A 15126-nucleotide genomic window follows, 5' to 3' on the forward strand; every position below is an offset into this window, starting at 1 on the left:
GTCAGCGGGTGGTGCGTGATCGGTCAGCGGGGCGGGCGATGCTGCCGCCATGACAGCTCTCGCCGGTTCGCCCGACCCCTCCCCCGCACAGCCCATGTCACGACGCCCGGCCGCCGCCGAGCCGCCCGTACGATCCGAGCCGCCCGGACAGTCGGCACCGCCCGGACGGGCGCGTCCGCGCTGGTGGCGGCGGCCGTGGGTGGCGCCGCTGGCCGTGCTGGCGGTGGCGTTCGTGGCCTTCTCGCTGCCGCCGTACGTCTCGCTCGACCCGTCACGCTCGCGCGTGCCCGCCCCGGCCTTCTTCCCTCCGCACTACGTGATGCTGTCGCTGCACGTGGTGTTCGGCTCGGTGGCGATGCTGACGTGCTGCCTGCAGATCTGGCCGTGGTTTCGGGAACGTCATCCCCGGGCGCACCGGCTCGTCGGCCGCGTGTACGTGCTCGGCGGGTGCCTGCCGGCCGGGCTGATGGGCCTGGTGGTCGGCCTGGCCACGCCGTTCGGGCACGTCATCAGGGCCAGCAACGTGCTGCTGGCGCTGCTGTGGCTGGGCTGCACGATCGCCGGGTGGCGCGCGGCCCGGCGGCGCCGCTTCGTGGAGCACCGCCGGTGGATGGTGCGCAGCTTCGCCCTCACCATGTCGATCATCACCAACCGCGTCCACACCGCGGTGCTCATCGTGCTCCTGCAGCCGGAGCTGGCGACGACGTACCACGGAGACCAGGCGCTGCTCACGCAGACGGCCGCCGGGCTGGGCGGCTGGCTCGGCTGGGTGCTGCCGCTGCTGGCGGCGGAGTGGTGGCTGGAGCGCGGCGACGCCAGGCGGCGCGCCCGCCGCCGCGCCGCCACCCGCACCCCCGCCACGCCGGCCGCCTAGAGCTGGAGGATCTTGCGCAGGAAGCGGCCGGTGTGGCTCTCCTCGACCAGCGCGATCTCCTCGGGCGTGCCCGCGGCGACGAGGGTGCCGCCCCGGGAGCCGCCTTCCGGCCCCATGTCGATGATCCAGTCGGCGGTCTTGATGACGTCGAGGTTGTGCTCGATGACGATCACCGTGTTGCCGCCGTCGACCAGCCGGCCGAGGACGCCGAGGAGCCGGCGGATGTCCTCGAAGTGCAGGCCCGTGGTCGGCTCGTCCAGGACGTAGATCGTCCGTCCGGTCTGCCGGCGCTGGAGCTCGGAGGCGAGCTTGACCCGCTGCGCCTCACCGCCGGACAGCGTGGTGGCGGGCTGGCCGAGCCGGACGTAGCCGAGGCCGACGTCGTGCAGGGTCTGCAGGTGTCGCTTGATCGCCGGGATCGCGTCGAAGAAGGCCAGGGCCTCCTCGATCGGCATGTCGAGGACCTCGGAGATGGTCTTGCCCTTGTAGTGGACCTCCAGCGTCTCCCGGTTGTAGCGGGCGCCGTGGCAGACCTCGCAGGGGACGTAGACGTCGGGCAGGAAGTTCATCTCGATCTTGATGGTGCCGTCGCCCGCGCACGCCTCGCACCGGCCGCCCTTGACGTTGAAGCTGAAGCGGCCCGGCTGGTAGCCGCGGACCTTCGCCTCGGTGGTGGCCGCGAACAGCTTGCGGACGTGGTCGAAGACGCCGGTGTAGGTGGCCGGGTTGGAGCGCGGGGTGCGGCCGATCGGCGACTGGTCGACGTGGACGACCTTGTCGACGTGGTCCATGCCGTTGATGCGGGAGTGGCGGCCGGGCACCGTGCGGGCGCCGTGCAGCTCCTTGGCCAGGGCGGCGTACAGGATGTCGTTGACCAGCGTCGACTTGCCCGACCCGGACACGCCCGTGACGGCGGTGAACAGGCCGAGGGGGAAGTCGATGTCGACGCCCTTGAGGTTGTGCTCGCGCGCGCCCTTGACCGTGATCTGCCGCTTGCGGTCGCGCTTGCGGCGCTTGGCGGGGATGGCGATGCTCCTGCGGCCGGACAGGTACTGGCCGGTCAGCGACTCCTCGCTGGCCAGCAGCTCCGGCACGGTGCCGGAGACGACGACCTGGCCGCCGTGCTCGCCCGCGCCGGGGCCGATGTCGACCACCCAGTCGGCGGCGGCGATGGTGTCCTCGTCGTGCTCGACCACGATCAGGGTGTTCCCCATGTCGCGCAGCCGGATCAGCGTGTCGAGCAGGCGCATGTTGTCGCGCTGGTGCAGGCCGATCGACGGCTCGTCCAGGACGTACAGGACGCCGACGAGGCCGGAGCCGATCTGCGTGGCCAGCCGGATGCGCTGCGCCTCGCCGCCCGCCAGGGTGGCGGCGGCGCGGTTCATGGTGAGGTAGTCGAGGCCGACGTCGAGCAGGAAGCCCAGGCGGGCGTTGATCTCCTTGACCACCCGCTCGGCGATCTGCATGTCGCGGTCGGACAGCCTGAGCTCCGACAGGAACGCCGCGCACTCGCCGATCGACATGGCCGACACCTCGGCGATCGAGCGGTCGGACACGGTGACGGACAGCGAGACCGGCTTGAGCCTGGTGCCGCGGCAGGCGGGACACGGGATCTCCCGCATGTAGCCCTCGAACCGCTCGCGGGTCGCGTCGCTCTCGGCCTCGGCGTGCCGGCGCTGCACCCACGGGATGACGCCCTCGTAGGTGGTGTAGTAGGAGCGCTGGCGTCCGTAGCGGTTGCTGTAGCGGACGTGGACCTGCTCGTCGTGGCCGGACAGCAGCGCCTTCTGCGCCTTCTTCGGCAGCTTCTCCCAGGCGGTGTCGAGCGTGAAGCCCATGGTGTGGCCGAGCGCCTCGACCAGCCGGACGAAGTACTCGCTGGTGTGGCCGCCGGACCAGGGGTGCAGGGCGCCCTCGCGCAGCGTGCGCTCGGGGTCGGGGACGACCAGCTCGGGGTCGACCTCCATCTTGGTGCCGAGGCCGGTGCACTCGGGGCAGGCGCCGAACGGGGAGTTGAAGGAGAACGAGCGCGGCTCCAGCTCCTCGAACGACAGGTCGTCGTACGGGCAGTAGAGGTGCTCGGAGTAGAACCGCTCGCGGCCCGGGTCGTCCTCGGGCAGGTCGACGAAGTCGAGCGTGATCGTGCCGCCGGACAGCTGCAGGGCGGTCTCGACCGAGTCGGTGAGCCGGCGCCGTGCCGACTCCTTGACCGACAGGCGGTCGACGATGACCTCGATGTCGTGCTTCTCGTACTTCTTCAGCGTCGGCGGCTCCTCCAGGCGCACGACGGTGCCGTCGACGCGCGCGCGGGCGAAGCCCTTGGTCTGCAGCTCGCGGAACAGCTCGGTGTACTCGCCCTTGCGGCCGCGGATGACGGGGGCGAGCACCTGGAAGCGGGTGCCCTCCTCCAGGTCCATGACCCGGTCGACGATCTGCTGCGGCATCTGCCGGGCGATCGGGCGGGAGCAGACCGGGCAGTGCGGCTTGCCGATGCGCGCCCACAGCAGCCGCAGGTAGTCGTAGACCTCGGTGATCGTGCCGACCGTGGAGCGGGGGTTCTTGCTGGTGGCCTTCTGGTCGATCGACACCGCCGGCGACAGGCCCTCGATGAAGTCGACGTCGGGCTTGTCCATCTGGCCGAGGAACTGGCGGGCGTAGGCCGAGAGGGACTCGACGTAGCGCCGCTGGCCCTCGGCGAAGATCGTGTCGAAGGCCAGGCTCGACTTGCCCGAACCGGACAGGCCGGTGAAGACGATCAGAGAGTCTCGCGGCAGGTCGAGCGAGACGTCTTTGAGGTTGTGTTCGCGCGCACCACGCACGATGAGGCGGTCTGCCACGGCGATCCCGATGTCAAGAAGGCGGATAGGTCCACGGGGATGGTAGACGGGGGCACCGACAATTTCGGCGGGCCGTATGCCGCCCCCCCGAAAATCCGTCCCTCTCAGGGTACGGCCTGCCCGCGCGCGGCAGGAGGCCTTCCCAGGTCGGCCTCCCCCACGGCGGCCTTCCAGGGCCGGCCTCCCTCGCGGCAGGAGACCTTCCCACGTCAACGCCATGACCTGCCCTTTTATGCCCGCCGCCGCCCCTTGACCCCGCAGGTGCTGAAATATCTGGCATGACGGTTGTTGTGACTTTACGGGCTGAGCTGGCCTCGGCGACCTCGGCCCTTCTCGAGACCGCGGCGGCGCTGCGCGACGAGGACGTCGCCGCGCCCTCCCGCCTGCCGGGCTGGACCCGCGGCCACGTCCTCACCCATGTGGCCCGCAACGCCGACAGCCTCGTCAACCTCCTGACCTGGGCCAGAACGGGCGTGCGGGTCCCGCAGTACGCGAGCGGCGCCGCCCGCGACGCGGAGATCGAGGCCGGCGCCCGCCGCCCGGCGGCCGAGCAGCTCGCCGACCTGCGGCAGAGCTCGGCGCGGCTGGACGCGGTCGTCGCGGAGATGCCGCCGGAGGCGTGGCGCTCGCCGGTGGCGGCGTTGCGCCCGCCGCCGCACCCGGCCTGGTACGTCCTGGTCAGGCGGCTGCGCGAGCTCGGCATGCACCACGTGGACCTCGGCGCGGGGTACGGCCCGGCCGACTGGCCGGAGCGGTTCGTCCGGCGGGAGCTGGGCGACTGCCTGCGGTGCTGGCCGCACGGGGAGAGCTCGGTGGGCGGGATCCGCCTGCTGGGCGTCCCGGACGGCGGGACGTTCCCGGCGCTCTGGCGCGATCTCGGCGCGGGACCGGTCGTGGAGGGCCGCCCGGCGGACCTGCTGGCCTGGCTCACCGGCAGATCAGCGGGTACGGGGGTTAGGGTGGTGCTGGAGGGGCAGTCGTCCGTGCCCGGCCCGGCGGGTCCGGGGCTTCCCGCGGCTCCGCCGTGGCTGACCATGCCCGCTCCGGCTGACCTGCCCGCGACGCCCCCGGAGGACTACCCATGACGTACACAGGCGACGTCCAGGTCGGCGGCCCTGCCGACGTGCGGGAGCTGCCGAAGCTGACGATCGGCAAGCTCGCCGTCGGACCGTACGACAACAACGCCTACCTGCTGCGCTGCACCGAGACCGGCGACGGGATGCTCATCGACGCGGCGGCGGAGGCCGACCGGCTGCTGGCGCTGATCGCCGACCAGCCGCTCAGCTCCATCGTCACCACCCACCAGCACGGCGACCACTGGCAGGCCCTGGAGCAGGTGGCCAAGGTGACGGGCGCGCGGACGATCGCCCACCCGCTCGACGCGCCCGCGCTGCCGGTGTCCGTGGACCGCGAGGTCGAGCACGGCGACCGGATCACGGTCGGCGTGGTGACGCTGGAGGTGATCCACCTGCGCGGCCACACGCCCGGCTCGATCGCGCTGCTGTACGACGGCGGCGGCACGGACAAGCACCTGTTCACCGGCGACTCGCTGTTCCCGGGCGGCGTGGGCAACACGTGGAACGACCCGGAGCGCTTCGAGCAGCTCTACGCCGACGTGGTGGAACGCGTCTTCGACCGGCTGCCGGACGAGACGTGGATCTACCCGGGCCACGGCAAGGACACCACGCTGGGCGCCGAGCGTCCCTCGCTGCCGGAATGGAAAGCCCGCGGGTGGTGAGCCCGCGGGCGGTGGATCGGTGACGATCAGCGGTCGGCCAGGAACCGGCGGTGGATGCGACGATCAGTGGCCGACCCCGGAACCGGGCGGTGGTTCGGCGATGGTCAACGGCCGGTCAGGACCCGGGCGATGCGGTGCGCCGCCAGGCCCGGGTCGTCGGCCAGGCCGACGATCTCGCCCCACGACCACCGGTAGAACCAGCCGTCCGACAACGGCACGCAGTCGACGGTCTCGGCCAGCAGCGCCGTGTCGGGGTCGCTGACCCGCAACGCCGGAGGGTGGGCGCGCAGCGTGACGGCCAGGCCGCGCGCCTCCAGCTCCTGGGCCAGCTTGCCGAGGAAGTACGTACGGGTGTGCTCGCGTGGAGTGTCCGGCATGGGCGGCTCCATCCGTCGGGTGCCCGGACGTACGGTCGGCGTCAGTCGCCGATGCGCTCGGCTTCCTTGCGCTGCTCCCGCTTGTAGAACAGCACCCGCAGCGGGATCGCCGCGACGAGCGCGATCTGCATCGAGGCGCCGATCTTGATCGGCAGGTCGCCGCCCTCGGGCCAGGCGACCCAGAAGGCGAGGAAGGCCACGTTGACCATGATCCAGCCGAGGACGACGGCGGCGAGCTGCCCCTTCGGCTTCGGGTACTCGATGCGGCTGACCATCAGCCAGGCCACGCCCAGCACTCCGAGCAGGGCGGGGATGCTCGGCTCGAACAGCAGCACGATCGAGATCACCGTCATGGCGCCCATGGGGATGGGCAGGCCCATGAAGTCGCCGCTCTTGGTCTTCACGCAGGCGAATCTCGCCAGCCGTACGACGCCGGCGAGCAGCACCGCGCCCGCGGCGACCAGGACGGCCGGGAACGGGAGGTTCGGCGTGAAGCCGCCCCAGATCACGATCATGAACGCGGGCGCGAACCCGAAACTGATCACGTCGGCGAGGTTGTCCAGCTCGGCGCCCATCGCCGAGGCGCGGAAGCGCCGGGCGACGAGACCGTCGAACAGGTCACAGGTGGCGCCGATGAGCAGCAGCACCACCGCGGTCGCGAAGTAGCTCGGAGCGGGCCTGAACCCGTCGCCCTCCTGCAGCGAGCGGATCGCCGAGGAGGCGAGGACGCAGACCGCGAGGAAGCCGCAGAGCGCGTTGCCGAGGGAGAGCGAGTCTGCGGCGGAGAGCCGGAAGGCCTTGCCGACCGGGCCCCGGGGCTGCTCCTCCTCTTCGGCCTGCCAGCTTCCGGCGTCAGCCGTGGTCAATTCTGGTCACCCCCGCAACCGTCTTCTCCCCCACCGACACGGCGGGAGAGATCCCTTCGGGAAGGTAGATGTCCACCCGGGAGCCGAACCGGATGAGGCCGATGCGCTCAGCCTGCTCGACCTTGGCCCCCGCGCTCAGGTACGGCACGATCCTGCGCGCCACCGCGCCCGCGATCTGCACCATCTCGATGTCGCCGAGCGCGGTCTCGAAATGCCACACCACGCGCTCGTTCTGGTCGCTGTCCTTGTTGAAAGCCGGCAGGAACCCACCCGCCACATGCTGCACGGAGGTGACATTTCCCGCAAGAGGCGCCCGGTTGACGTGCACGTTCAGCGGGCTCATGAAGATCGCGACGCGGGTGCGGCCGTCCGGCCACGGGTCGATGCTCTGCACCACGCCGTCGGCGGGCGACAGGATGCGGCCGAACCCCGGGACGCGCTCGGGGTCACGGAAGAACCAGAGCATGCCCCCGGTCAGAGCGCTCAGCGGCACCGCCGCGAGCGCCCATCGGCGATCCCTGCGCGCGAGCAGCGCGGTCGCGGCGGCGGAGGCCACGGTCGGGAGGAGCCACGGGGACACCCCGCGTGCGAGCCGGATCCGGCTCGTCTTGGCAGAATCGTCTGACACGGACAACCTTTGGTGAATGACTGGACTGGGCGCTTTGCCGTGATGTTACAGAGTCAGCAACTATTACACGGCGCGACTACACAAGCAAAGCGCCTCGAAAGCCATTTAGCTAGCCCCGGTAGGACTGCTTTCCTCGCTACGGCGGCTGTCGACACGGGCCTTGATCAGGGAGGCCACGGTAGTGATGACCATGGTGCCGCCGATGACCGTGAGGGACAGCCAGATGGGGATCTCGGGCGCCCAGGAAACCCCGCTGGCGTGCAGGGCTTCCAATACCAGCTTAACCCCGATGAACCCGAGGATGAACGCCAAACCGTAACTGATGTAAACAAGCCGCTGCAGCAGGCCGCCCAGCAGGAAGTACAGCTGACGCAGTCCCATCAGGGCGAACGCGTTGGCGGTGAAGACGATGAACGCGTCTGTGGTGAGCCCGAAAATCGCCGGAATCGAGTCGAGGGCGAACAGCAGATCGGTGGAGCCGATCGCGATCATCACGATGAGCATCGGGGTGACCATGCGCCGGCCGTCGATCTTGGCGGTGATCTTCGAGCCGACGTAGCCCTCGGTGGTGGGGAACGCCCGGCGCACCCACCGGAGCAGGAGGTTCTCGTTGAAGTCCTCGTCCTCGCCCTTGAGGTGGTCGCGCACGATGGTGAAGGCGGTGTAGAGGAGGAACGCCCCGAACACGTAGAACAGCCAGCTGAACCGCTGCAGCGCGGCGGCGCCGAGCGCGATGAACACACCCCGCATGACCAGCGCCAGCACGATGCCGACGAGCAACACCTTGTGCTGGTAGGCCCGGGGCACGGCGAACCTGCTCATGATGATGAAGAAGATGAACAGGTTGTCGACGCTCAGGCTGTACTCGGTGATGTATCCGGCGAAGAACTCGCCCGCCTTGCCGGGGCCCATCGTGGCCCACAACAGGCCGCCGAAGAGCACGGCCAGAGCGACGTAGAACGTGACCCAGTAGCCGGCCTGGCGCATCGAGAACTCGCGCGCCTCACCGCGGTCGACGATCCACAGGTCCACTGCCAGGACCACGAGAAGACCGCCGATGACGGCGAGATAGGCCCACACGGGTACGGTCACGTCTTTCCTCCGGCATGCAGAACTGACTGCCGGAGGTCTCTCCCGCCCACCGTGATCGGCGGACCGGCAGCCCCGGGGGCCCCGTGGAGCGGGGCTGCACCGTGATGACGAGGCTGCCGCGAAGGGATACTCCCCTCCCTAACGCACGCAGTATACGAGAACGCGTAAGGTCCGCCTAATCATCCCCCGCTGTAGCGGCCCGGTATACGGACAGAACACTGTCCACGGCGTCATCCTCGCCCGGCAGCTCAGCGCCGCGCCGGGCGGCGGCCCGCGCCACGCGCGCCGCCTCGGCGGGGTCCTCCACCAGTTCGCGTACGGCCGCGCGCATGGCGGCGGCGTCGCCGTACGGGACCAGCTTCCCGGCCCCGGCCAGCAGGTCGGGGACGCCGCCGACGGCGGTGGCGACCACGGGGCGGCCGACCATCAGGGTCTCGCTGAGACTGAGCGGCAGGCCCTCCCAGCGGCTCGGCCAGACCACGACGGTGGCGGCCGCCAGCAGGTCGGGCACGTCGTCGCGCCACCCCACCAGTCTCACGGGCAGCCGCTCGGCGTCGATCCTGGCCTGCAGCTCGCCCCTCAGGGGCCCGTCACCCGCCACCACGAACAACGGTGCCGCCACCGCGTCGCCGGCGATCCCTGTCCCGCCGTCGCCCTCACCGAGGCTGCTCTCGCCACCGGCGCCCTGGCCGCCGACGCCTTCACCGATGACTCTCCCCCCACCGGCACGCTCACCACCGGCACCCTCACCACCGGCGCCTTCACCGGCAGCGCCCTCGCCGCCGTGCGCCGCGGGCGTCCATGGGCCGCGGGCGACGTCGAGGAGGGTCTCCAGGCCCTTCTGCTGGGCGAGCCTGGCGAGGGTCAGCACGATGGGCCTGTGCCCGGCGCCCAGTTCGGCGCGCACCTCCTCGGGCGTCTTCTTGGCCGGCCTCGGCACCGGGGCGGGCACCACGGCGGACCGTACGTCGCGGGCCCCGAGCGTGCGCATCCGCTCGCCCAGGTCCGGTGAGACGACGAGCACGTGGTCGGCGCGACGGGCCACGACGCGTTCGAGCGCCCCGTAGACCGCCCCGACGAGCCCTCCGGCGGTGAGCGCGTTGTGCAGCGTCACGACGAGTTCCGGCCGCCCCCGCCCCGCGCGCGCGACGGCCCCGGCCCCGCGCTCCGCCGCCTCTCGCGGCGCCGCCGGCGCACCTCCGCGCGGCATCGGCGCCGCCGCGGCGCCGCCCGCCCCGGTCAGGAGCGCGGCGCGGCCGGGAAGGGCGAGTGCGGCGAGGGCGCCGGCGCGCAGGCCATGGGCGTGCACCACGTCGGCGTCCATGGTCAGCCGCCGCAAGGCCAGCACCGAGCGCGCGTCGTCGAGCGGATGCGGCCGGTCGGAGACCCGGATCGGAACGAACCGGGCGCCCACCCCCGTGAAGGCGAGGCTCTCCTCGACGTCCGGAGGCCCCACCACCAGGACCCGGTGCCCGCGCCGCACCAGCCCGGTGGCCAGCATGCGGACGTGTCTGCCGGTGCCGCCGGACGTGGTGCCCAGCACGAATGCCACCCGCAACGCCACTCCTCCTTCTCGTGCCGCTTCCTGTCTACGCTCCCCCGGACGTCACTCCGGGAGGGCGCCTTTACAAAGTAGATTTCTGGTTCGGGCGAGCCGTCTCAGCCACGTCTCCCCCGGACGAGCGTGCCCGCGACCGCCGTGGCGTCGGCGCGGTCCACCAGCGCCACCACGAGCCCGCCCGCGGCCAGCGCGGCGACCGCCCCGGCCAGCACCGCCCCGATCTGCCCCCAGAAGCTTTCCGGGCCGAGCGCCGCCACGACCCCGGCCCCGGCGAGGTAACCCGCCAGGCCGCCCGCGACCGCCGCCGCCCCCGCCCGCGCCAGGCCGGCCGCGGCGCCGCGTCCCCGCACGCGTACGACCGACGCCAGCAGCAGCACGCCCCCCGCCGTCATGCCCACGCTCATGCCCAACGCCATCCCGGCGATCCGCCAGCCGTCGGGGAACGTCAGCGCGAACACCGTCTGCGCGGCCATCACCACCAGCCACCCGGCGACCGTGCCCGTGGCCGCGGCCCGGCCGTGCCCCGCCGCGTACAGGACGCGGCTGAGGTGGGCGATGAGCCCGTAGCCCACCAGACCGGGCGCGAACAGCGCGATCGTACGCGCCAGCTCGTCCGGCGGCACCTCACTCTTGGTCCACAGGAACACCGCCGCCCCCGGCTCCGAGGTGGCCGCCAGGACACCGGCGGCCAGCCCCGACACGAGCACCACCGCGCGCGTCGCCCCGGCCGCCAGGTCGGAGAACGCCTGTGTCTCCCCCGCCTCGGCACGCGCCGACAGCCGGGGGAAGGCGCTGGTGGCGATCGGCACGGCCAGCACCGCGTACGGCACGAGGTAGATCGCCCAGGCGTAGTTGTAGACCGCGATCGCGCCGGTGCCGACGGCCTTGTTGGCCAGCAGCAGCACGACGACCATGGCGGCCTGCTGGGCGAGCAGCGCGGCCACCCCGGCCAGGGCCAGCCGCCGTACCTGTACGGCCACGCCCGGCGGGAAGCGCAGCGAGGGTCGCCAGCGCAGCCCGAGCCCCGCGATCGGCCCCACCACGGTGAGCACGAGGGCGAGCACGCCGAGGCTCGTGCCCACCGAGAGCGCCAGCTCGGCCGCGCCCGGCAGCGTGGACAGGTCGGCCCGCCGGCCGCCCGTCTCGGCCCAGTCGCCGCTGAGCGGGACGAACAGCAGGTAGGCGACGATCACCACGATGCTCGACACCAGGGGCGCCAGCGCGGGCCCGGCGAACCGCTTGTGCGCCTGCAGCACGCCGTAGAGGACGACCGCGACCCCGTACAGCGGGATCTGCGGCGCGAAGACGACGAGCATGCGCGTGGCCACGGCCTGGACGCCGGCGAGGTCGCAGCCCTTCACGTCGGCGCCGAAGAACACCTCGACGAGCGGACCGGCGAGCAGCGCGGTGAGCGCACCCAGGGGGACGAGCACGAGCAGCACCCAGGTGAGCAGGGCGGAGCTGATCGCCTCCACCCGCGCGCGCCCGGCGCCGCCGGACCCGTCCTCCTGGGCGGCGGCGGCCGTTCCCGCCAGGACCGGGACGACCATGCCGGCCAGCGCGCCACCGACGACGACCTCGAAGATGATGTTGGGGATCTGGTTGGCCGTGAAGTAGGCGGTGGCCAGGCAGTTGGTGCCGACGGTGCGGGCGAAGGCGTACTGCTTGGCGAATCCGGCCACGCGGGCGAGGATCGTGATCGCGCCGATGAGCATGGCGCCCCCGGCGACGCCCCGCGCCAGCCGCGCCGTCACGAAACCCTCCCGACGCACGAGGGACGCGACGCCCTCCCGGCGCGCCCCGGACACGACGCCCTTCCGGCGCGCGACAGACGCGAAGGATGCGACGCCCTTCCGGCGCGCGGCGGGCATGACGCCCACCGGCGCGCGGCCGCACGCGACGCCGCGCGTGACATGCTCACCCCACGGAACACGCTCACCACAGGGAACACGCTCACCGCGCGGGACCACCGCGAAGCCGCGCCCGCGAGCATCACCAGACCCCCGATCACGCTGACATCCTGGCAGGCCGCACCGACACTCCCGTCATCCGGGACCCCGGCTCGCCCGGCGGCTGCTCCCGTCATCCGGGACCCCGGGCTCGCCCGGCGGCGCGTCGGTCACACGGCGTCGACCGGACGGCGGCCCAGCATGTCGATGCGGTTGAGCACCGGGTTGCCCGCGATCACCTTGGTGAAGCTGATCTTCTCGGAGGCGGCCGTGAGCGCCGCCACGGTGCCGAGCACCGCCAGCCGGCCCGGCCGCCCCAGCGTGGTGACCGCCGCGAGGCCGGCCAGGGCGCCGAGCGCGTTGGCGCCCGCGTCGCCGAGCATGGCCCGCTCGCCCAGGTCGTCGGGCAGCAGCGCGGCGGCGGCGCCGAGCGGCACGGCGGCCAGCGCGGCAGCCGCCGGCCGCCCGCGCAGCAGGGCGGCGGCCAGCACCGGCCCGCCGGTGAGCAGGCCCACCTTGATGGCCCGCCCGGGCCGCAGGTCGAAGAGGTTGGCGAGGTTGGCCGAGCCGGCGATGAGCGCGCCGTTGACGAGCGTGTCGGCGGGGCCGTGGGAGACGAGCGCGGCGGCGCCGAGCCCGGTCGCGCCGATGCCGAGGATCTTGACGGCTCCGCTGGTGACCTCGCCGCGCGCGAGCGCGCTCAGGTGGCCCTTGAAGCCCTTGGAGGAGGTGGTGCCGTACAGGTCGTCGTAGGCGCCGAGCGCCCCGCTGCCGCCTCCGGCCAGCAGCGCCGCCATGCGGGCGCGCGCGGGCAGGCCCGGCGCGAGCGCGGTGGCCGCGGCGGCTCCGGCGACGAACGCGGGGCCTTCGAGCAGGGTGATGGGCTCGCCGCGATGGTTCTTGCGGGTCCAGCGGTCGCCCGGGTCCTGGGGCCTGTTCCGGGTGAGGAGGGTGTAGGCGGCGCGGGCGGCGACGGCGCCGAGGGCGGCGCCGGCGAGCGCGTGGAGCAGGCCACGGGCCATGTCAGCTCCCTGAGGAGGTGGGGGTGGTGGTGGGGTTGGGCACGGCGGGCATGGGCGCGGTCGCGTTGGCGCCGATGCCGTACTGGCCGGCCCGCCCGTTGAGCTGCTCCCGCAGAGCGTAGACGATCGCGGTGCGGCCCGCGGGCATGTCGACGTTGTCGACGGTGGAGACGCGCTTGGTCACGTCGCTTTCGTCGCGCGCGGCGGTGATGAGGCCGCCGGTCGAGGCGGCGTTGACGCTGCCGGCGATGACGGTGCCCTTGCCGGCGGCGTCGAGGCCGCGGGCGAGGGACAGCAGGGCGGCGGCCTGCGCATCGGCGTTCTCGCCGTCGAGGGGCCGCTCCGGCGCGAACATGACGACGAGCGTGGAGCGCTTGGCCGGCTCGTCGTCGACGGTGAGCAGCCCGCCCGCCTCGAACCCGCCGAGCACGGCCGCGGTCGCGGGGTTGGCGGTGCCGGCCTGCGCCTGGTCGGTGGTCATGAGCGTGGCCGCGAGCAGGGCGGCGGCCTTGTCGTAGGCGTTCGTCGAGGGGGCCAGGGCCATGTCGTCCGGCTTGAGCTGGGTGACGAGCCCGTCGATCACGCCCTGGTTCTTGGGGTCGAGGAGCTTCTCGGTGAGCGCGACCCGGCCGGTGATGGCGGCGCCCGCCTGCAGGAGCACCTGCTGCTGCGCCTCGCGGTAGGTACTGCTGGAGCCGGGCGCCTCGACGAGCAGCACCCGCTCGCCGTTCAGCTCGCCGGCGACGAGCCGGGGGGTGAACGCGGTGACGAACGCGTCGTCGGCGGACTCCCTGCCGCGCAGCCCGTCGAGCTCGGAGCGCAGGTCGTTGTTCGTCTTGGCCATGAGGTCGCTGGTCTTCTTGGCGGTCTCGATCGCGGGCGACTGCAGCAGCGTGGTGCCCATGACGATGCCCACGGCCAGCGCCAGGAAGATGGCGACGATGGAGACGAGGTGATAGCGGAAATCGATCACGAGAAGAGTCCGACCAGCCAGAAGATGAACGCGTTCCACGCGTCTTGGAGACCGTTCAGCCAGGTCTGGCCGATCGGCGAGATGAACAGGGCCACCCCCATCGTGATCAGCGCGGTGATCACGAGCAGGAGCAGCTGCGGGGTGGAGATGCGGCTGCGGTACAGCCGGCTCACGCCCTTGGCGTCGATGAGCTTGCTGCCGATGCGCAGCCGGGTGAGGAAGGTGCTGGCCATGCCCGAGCGGCCCTTGTCGAGGAACTCCTCCAGGGTGCCGTGGGTGCCGACGGCGACGATGAGCTCGGCGCCCTTGTCGTCGGCCAGCAGCATCGCGATGTCCTCGCTGGTGCCCGTGGCGGGGAAGATGACGGCTTCGCGGCCGAGCTGGTGGACGCGTTCGAGACCGGGGGCGCGCCCGTCGCGGTAGGCGTGCACGACCAGCTCCGCGCCGCAGCTCAGCGCCTTGGTGGAGACCGAGTCGAAGTCACCGACGATGACGTCGGGCAGGTAGCCGGCCTCCAGCAGCGCGTCGGCCCCGCCGTCGACGCCGATGAGGACGGGGCGGTACTCGCGGATGTAGGGGCGGAGGGTGGCGATGTCCTCCTTGTAGTGGTAGCCGCGCACCACGATGAGGACGTGCCGGCCCTCCATCGGGGTGCGGATCTCGGGCACCCCGACGCCGTCGATGAGCAGCTTGCCCTCGCCGCGGACGTACTCCATCGTGTTGACGGCGAACGCCTCGATCTGCACCGCGAGCCCCGCGCGGGCCTCTGCCATGGCGGCCTCGACGGCCTCGGTCGTCTGCTCCTCGCCCTTGCCGACCACCTCGTCGTCGAGGTGCACGACGCCCTCGTGGACGCGGACGACGTCGCCGTCCTTGATCCGTTCGAACAGCTCGGGCGTGGCGTTGTCGACGAAGGGCACCCCGGCCTCCAGCAAAATCTGGGGCCCCAGGTTGGGATAGCGGCCGGAGATGCCGGCCGCGACGTTGACCACGGCCGCGACACCGCATGCCACGAGCGCCTCCGCGCTGACCCGGTCGACGTCGACGTGATCGATGATCGCGATCTCACCGGGCTGGAGGCGCTTGGTCAGCCTCTTCGTCCGCCGATCGATTCTCGCCACTGCCGTGACACCGGGAAGGTCCTCGACCTTCCTGACGCGGAGGCCCGGCATCCTGCTTCCCGGAACCTTCATCATGAACATCCTGCCA

General features: G+C 72.2%; 13 protein-coding genes. 3 read left to right on the plus strand and 10 right to left on the minus strand.

Annotation, left to right across the window (positions count from 1 at the left end):
- The first annotated feature begins 49 nt into the window (after positions 1-49).
- The gene (locus HTZ77_RS12455) at positions 50-874 is read left to right on the plus strand and encodes a DUF2306 domain-containing protein (protein ID WP_205302507.1); all 825 of its coding nucleotides are present in this window, start codon (positions 50-52) and stop codon (positions 872-874) included.
- Here the strand turns inward: HTZ77_RS12455 and uvrA are convergent.
- The gene (uvrA, locus tag HTZ77_RS12460) at positions 871-3711 is read right to left on the minus strand and encodes an excinuclease ABC subunit UvrA (protein WP_175589645.1); all 2841 of its coding nucleotides are present in this window, start codon (positions 3709-3711) and stop codon (positions 871-873) included. The genes HTZ77_RS12455 and uvrA overlap by 4 nt on opposite strands.
- A gap of 278 nt (positions 3712-3989) precedes the next feature.
- On the opposite strand from uvrA, the gene HTZ77_RS12465 reads away from it, so the two are divergent.
- Positions 3990-4796, plus strand: a complete 807-nt coding sequence (locus HTZ77_RS12465) for a maleylpyruvate isomerase family mycothiol-dependent enzyme (protein WP_175589646.1) — start codon at positions 3990-3992, stop codon at positions 4794-4796.
- A complete protein-coding gene (locus HTZ77_RS12470) occupies positions 4793-5449 on the plus strand; it encodes an MBL fold metallo-hydrolase (RefSeq protein ID WP_175589647.1) in 657 nt (218 codons plus the stop codon). Before HTZ77_RS12465 ends, HTZ77_RS12470 begins: the two co-directional genes overlap by 4 nt.
- A gap of 104 nt (positions 5450-5553) precedes the next feature.
- On the opposite strand, the gene HTZ77_RS12475 is transcribed toward HTZ77_RS12470, so the two are convergent.
- The 9 genes from HTZ77_RS12475 to steA all read right to left on the minus strand — a co-directional run bounded on the left by HTZ77_RS12475 (position 5554) and on the right by steA (position 15110).
- Positions 5554-5826: a hypothetical protein gene (locus tag HTZ77_RS12475; RefSeq protein WP_175589648.1), complete on the minus strand. Its 273-nt coding sequence runs from the start codon at positions 5824-5826 to the stop codon at positions 5554-5556.
- Positions 5827-5867: 41 nt separating this feature from the next.
- Positions 5868-6692, minus strand: coding sequence for a CDP-diacylglycerol--serine O-phosphatidyltransferase (gene pssA, locus HTZ77_RS12480; RefSeq protein WP_175589649.1), 825 nt, complete (start codon positions 6690-6692; stop codon positions 5868-5870).
- Positions 6679-7320 (minus strand): phosphatidylserine decarboxylase, encoded by a 642-nt coding sequence (locus HTZ77_RS12485; RefSeq protein WP_175589650.1) that lies wholly within the window; start codon positions 7318-7320, stop codon positions 6679-6681. The genes pssA and HTZ77_RS12485 overlap by 14 nt, the downstream gene beginning before the upstream one ends.
- A gap of 105 nt (positions 7321-7425) precedes the next feature.
- Entirely contained in the window at positions 7426-8412 is a 987-nt protein-coding gene (locus HTZ77_RS12490) for a TerC family protein (RefSeq protein WP_175589651.1), read from the minus strand.
- 175 nt (positions 8413-8587) lie between these two features.
- Positions 8588-9964 (minus strand): glycosyltransferase family 4 protein, encoded by a 1377-nt coding sequence (locus HTZ77_RS12495; RefSeq protein ID WP_407940499.1) that lies wholly within the window; start codon positions 9962-9964, stop codon positions 8588-8590.
- 107 nt (positions 9965-10071) lie between these two features.
- The gene (gene murJ / locus HTZ77_RS12500) at positions 10072-11727 is read right to left on the minus strand and encodes a murein biosynthesis integral membrane protein MurJ (RefSeq protein ID WP_328808552.1); all 1656 of its coding nucleotides are present in this window, start codon (positions 11725-11727) and stop codon (positions 10072-10074) included.
- Positions 11728-12092: 365 nt separating this feature from the next.
- Entirely contained in the window at positions 12093-12944 is an 852-nt protein-coding gene (locus tag HTZ77_RS12505) for a hypothetical protein (protein ID WP_175589652.1), read from the minus strand.
- A gap of 1 nt (position 12945) precedes the next feature.
- Entirely contained in the window at positions 12946-13917 is a 972-nt protein-coding gene (locus HTZ77_RS12510) for a copper transporter (RefSeq protein ID WP_175589653.1), read from the minus strand.
- A complete protein-coding gene (gene steA, locus HTZ77_RS12515) occupies positions 13914-15110 on the minus strand; it encodes a putative cytokinetic ring protein SteA (protein WP_175589740.1) in 1197 nt (398 codons plus the stop codon). Before steA ends, HTZ77_RS12510 begins: the two co-directional genes overlap by 4 nt.
- Positions 15111-15126 lie beyond the last annotated feature (16 nt).

This window comes from Nonomuraea montanisoli (genome assembly GCF_013363975.1).
GTDB lineage: Bacteria > Actinomycetota > Actinomycetes > Streptosporangiales > Streptosporangiaceae > Nonomuraea > Nonomuraea montanisoli.

Bases quoted from the DNA above. Each gene is read 5' to 3' on its own strand.
- HTZ77_RS12455 (WP_205302507.1), top strand. From the start codon at position 50: ATGACAGCTCTCGCCGGTTCGCCCGACCCCTCCCCCGCACAGCCCATG.
- HTZ77_RS12465 (WP_175589646.1), top strand. From the start codon at position 3,990: ATGACGGTTGTTGTGACTTTACGGGCTGAGCTGGCCTCGGCGACCTCG.
- HTZ77_RS12470 (WP_175589647.1), top strand. From the start codon at position 4,793: ATGACGTACACAGGCGACGTCCAGGTCGGCGGCCCTGCCGACGTGCGG.
- HTZ77_RS12475 (WP_175589648.1), bottom strand. From the start codon at position 5,826: ATGCCGGACACTCCACGCGAGCACACCCGTACGTACTTCCTCGGCAAG.
- HTZ77_RS12505 (WP_175589652.1), bottom strand. From the start codon at position 12,944: ATGGCCCGTGGCCTGCTCCACGCGCTCGCCGGCGCCGCCCTCGGCGCC.
- steA (WP_175589740.1), bottom strand. From the start codon at position 15,110: ATGAAGGTTCCGGGAAGCAGGATGCCGGGCCTCCGCGTCAGGAAGGTC.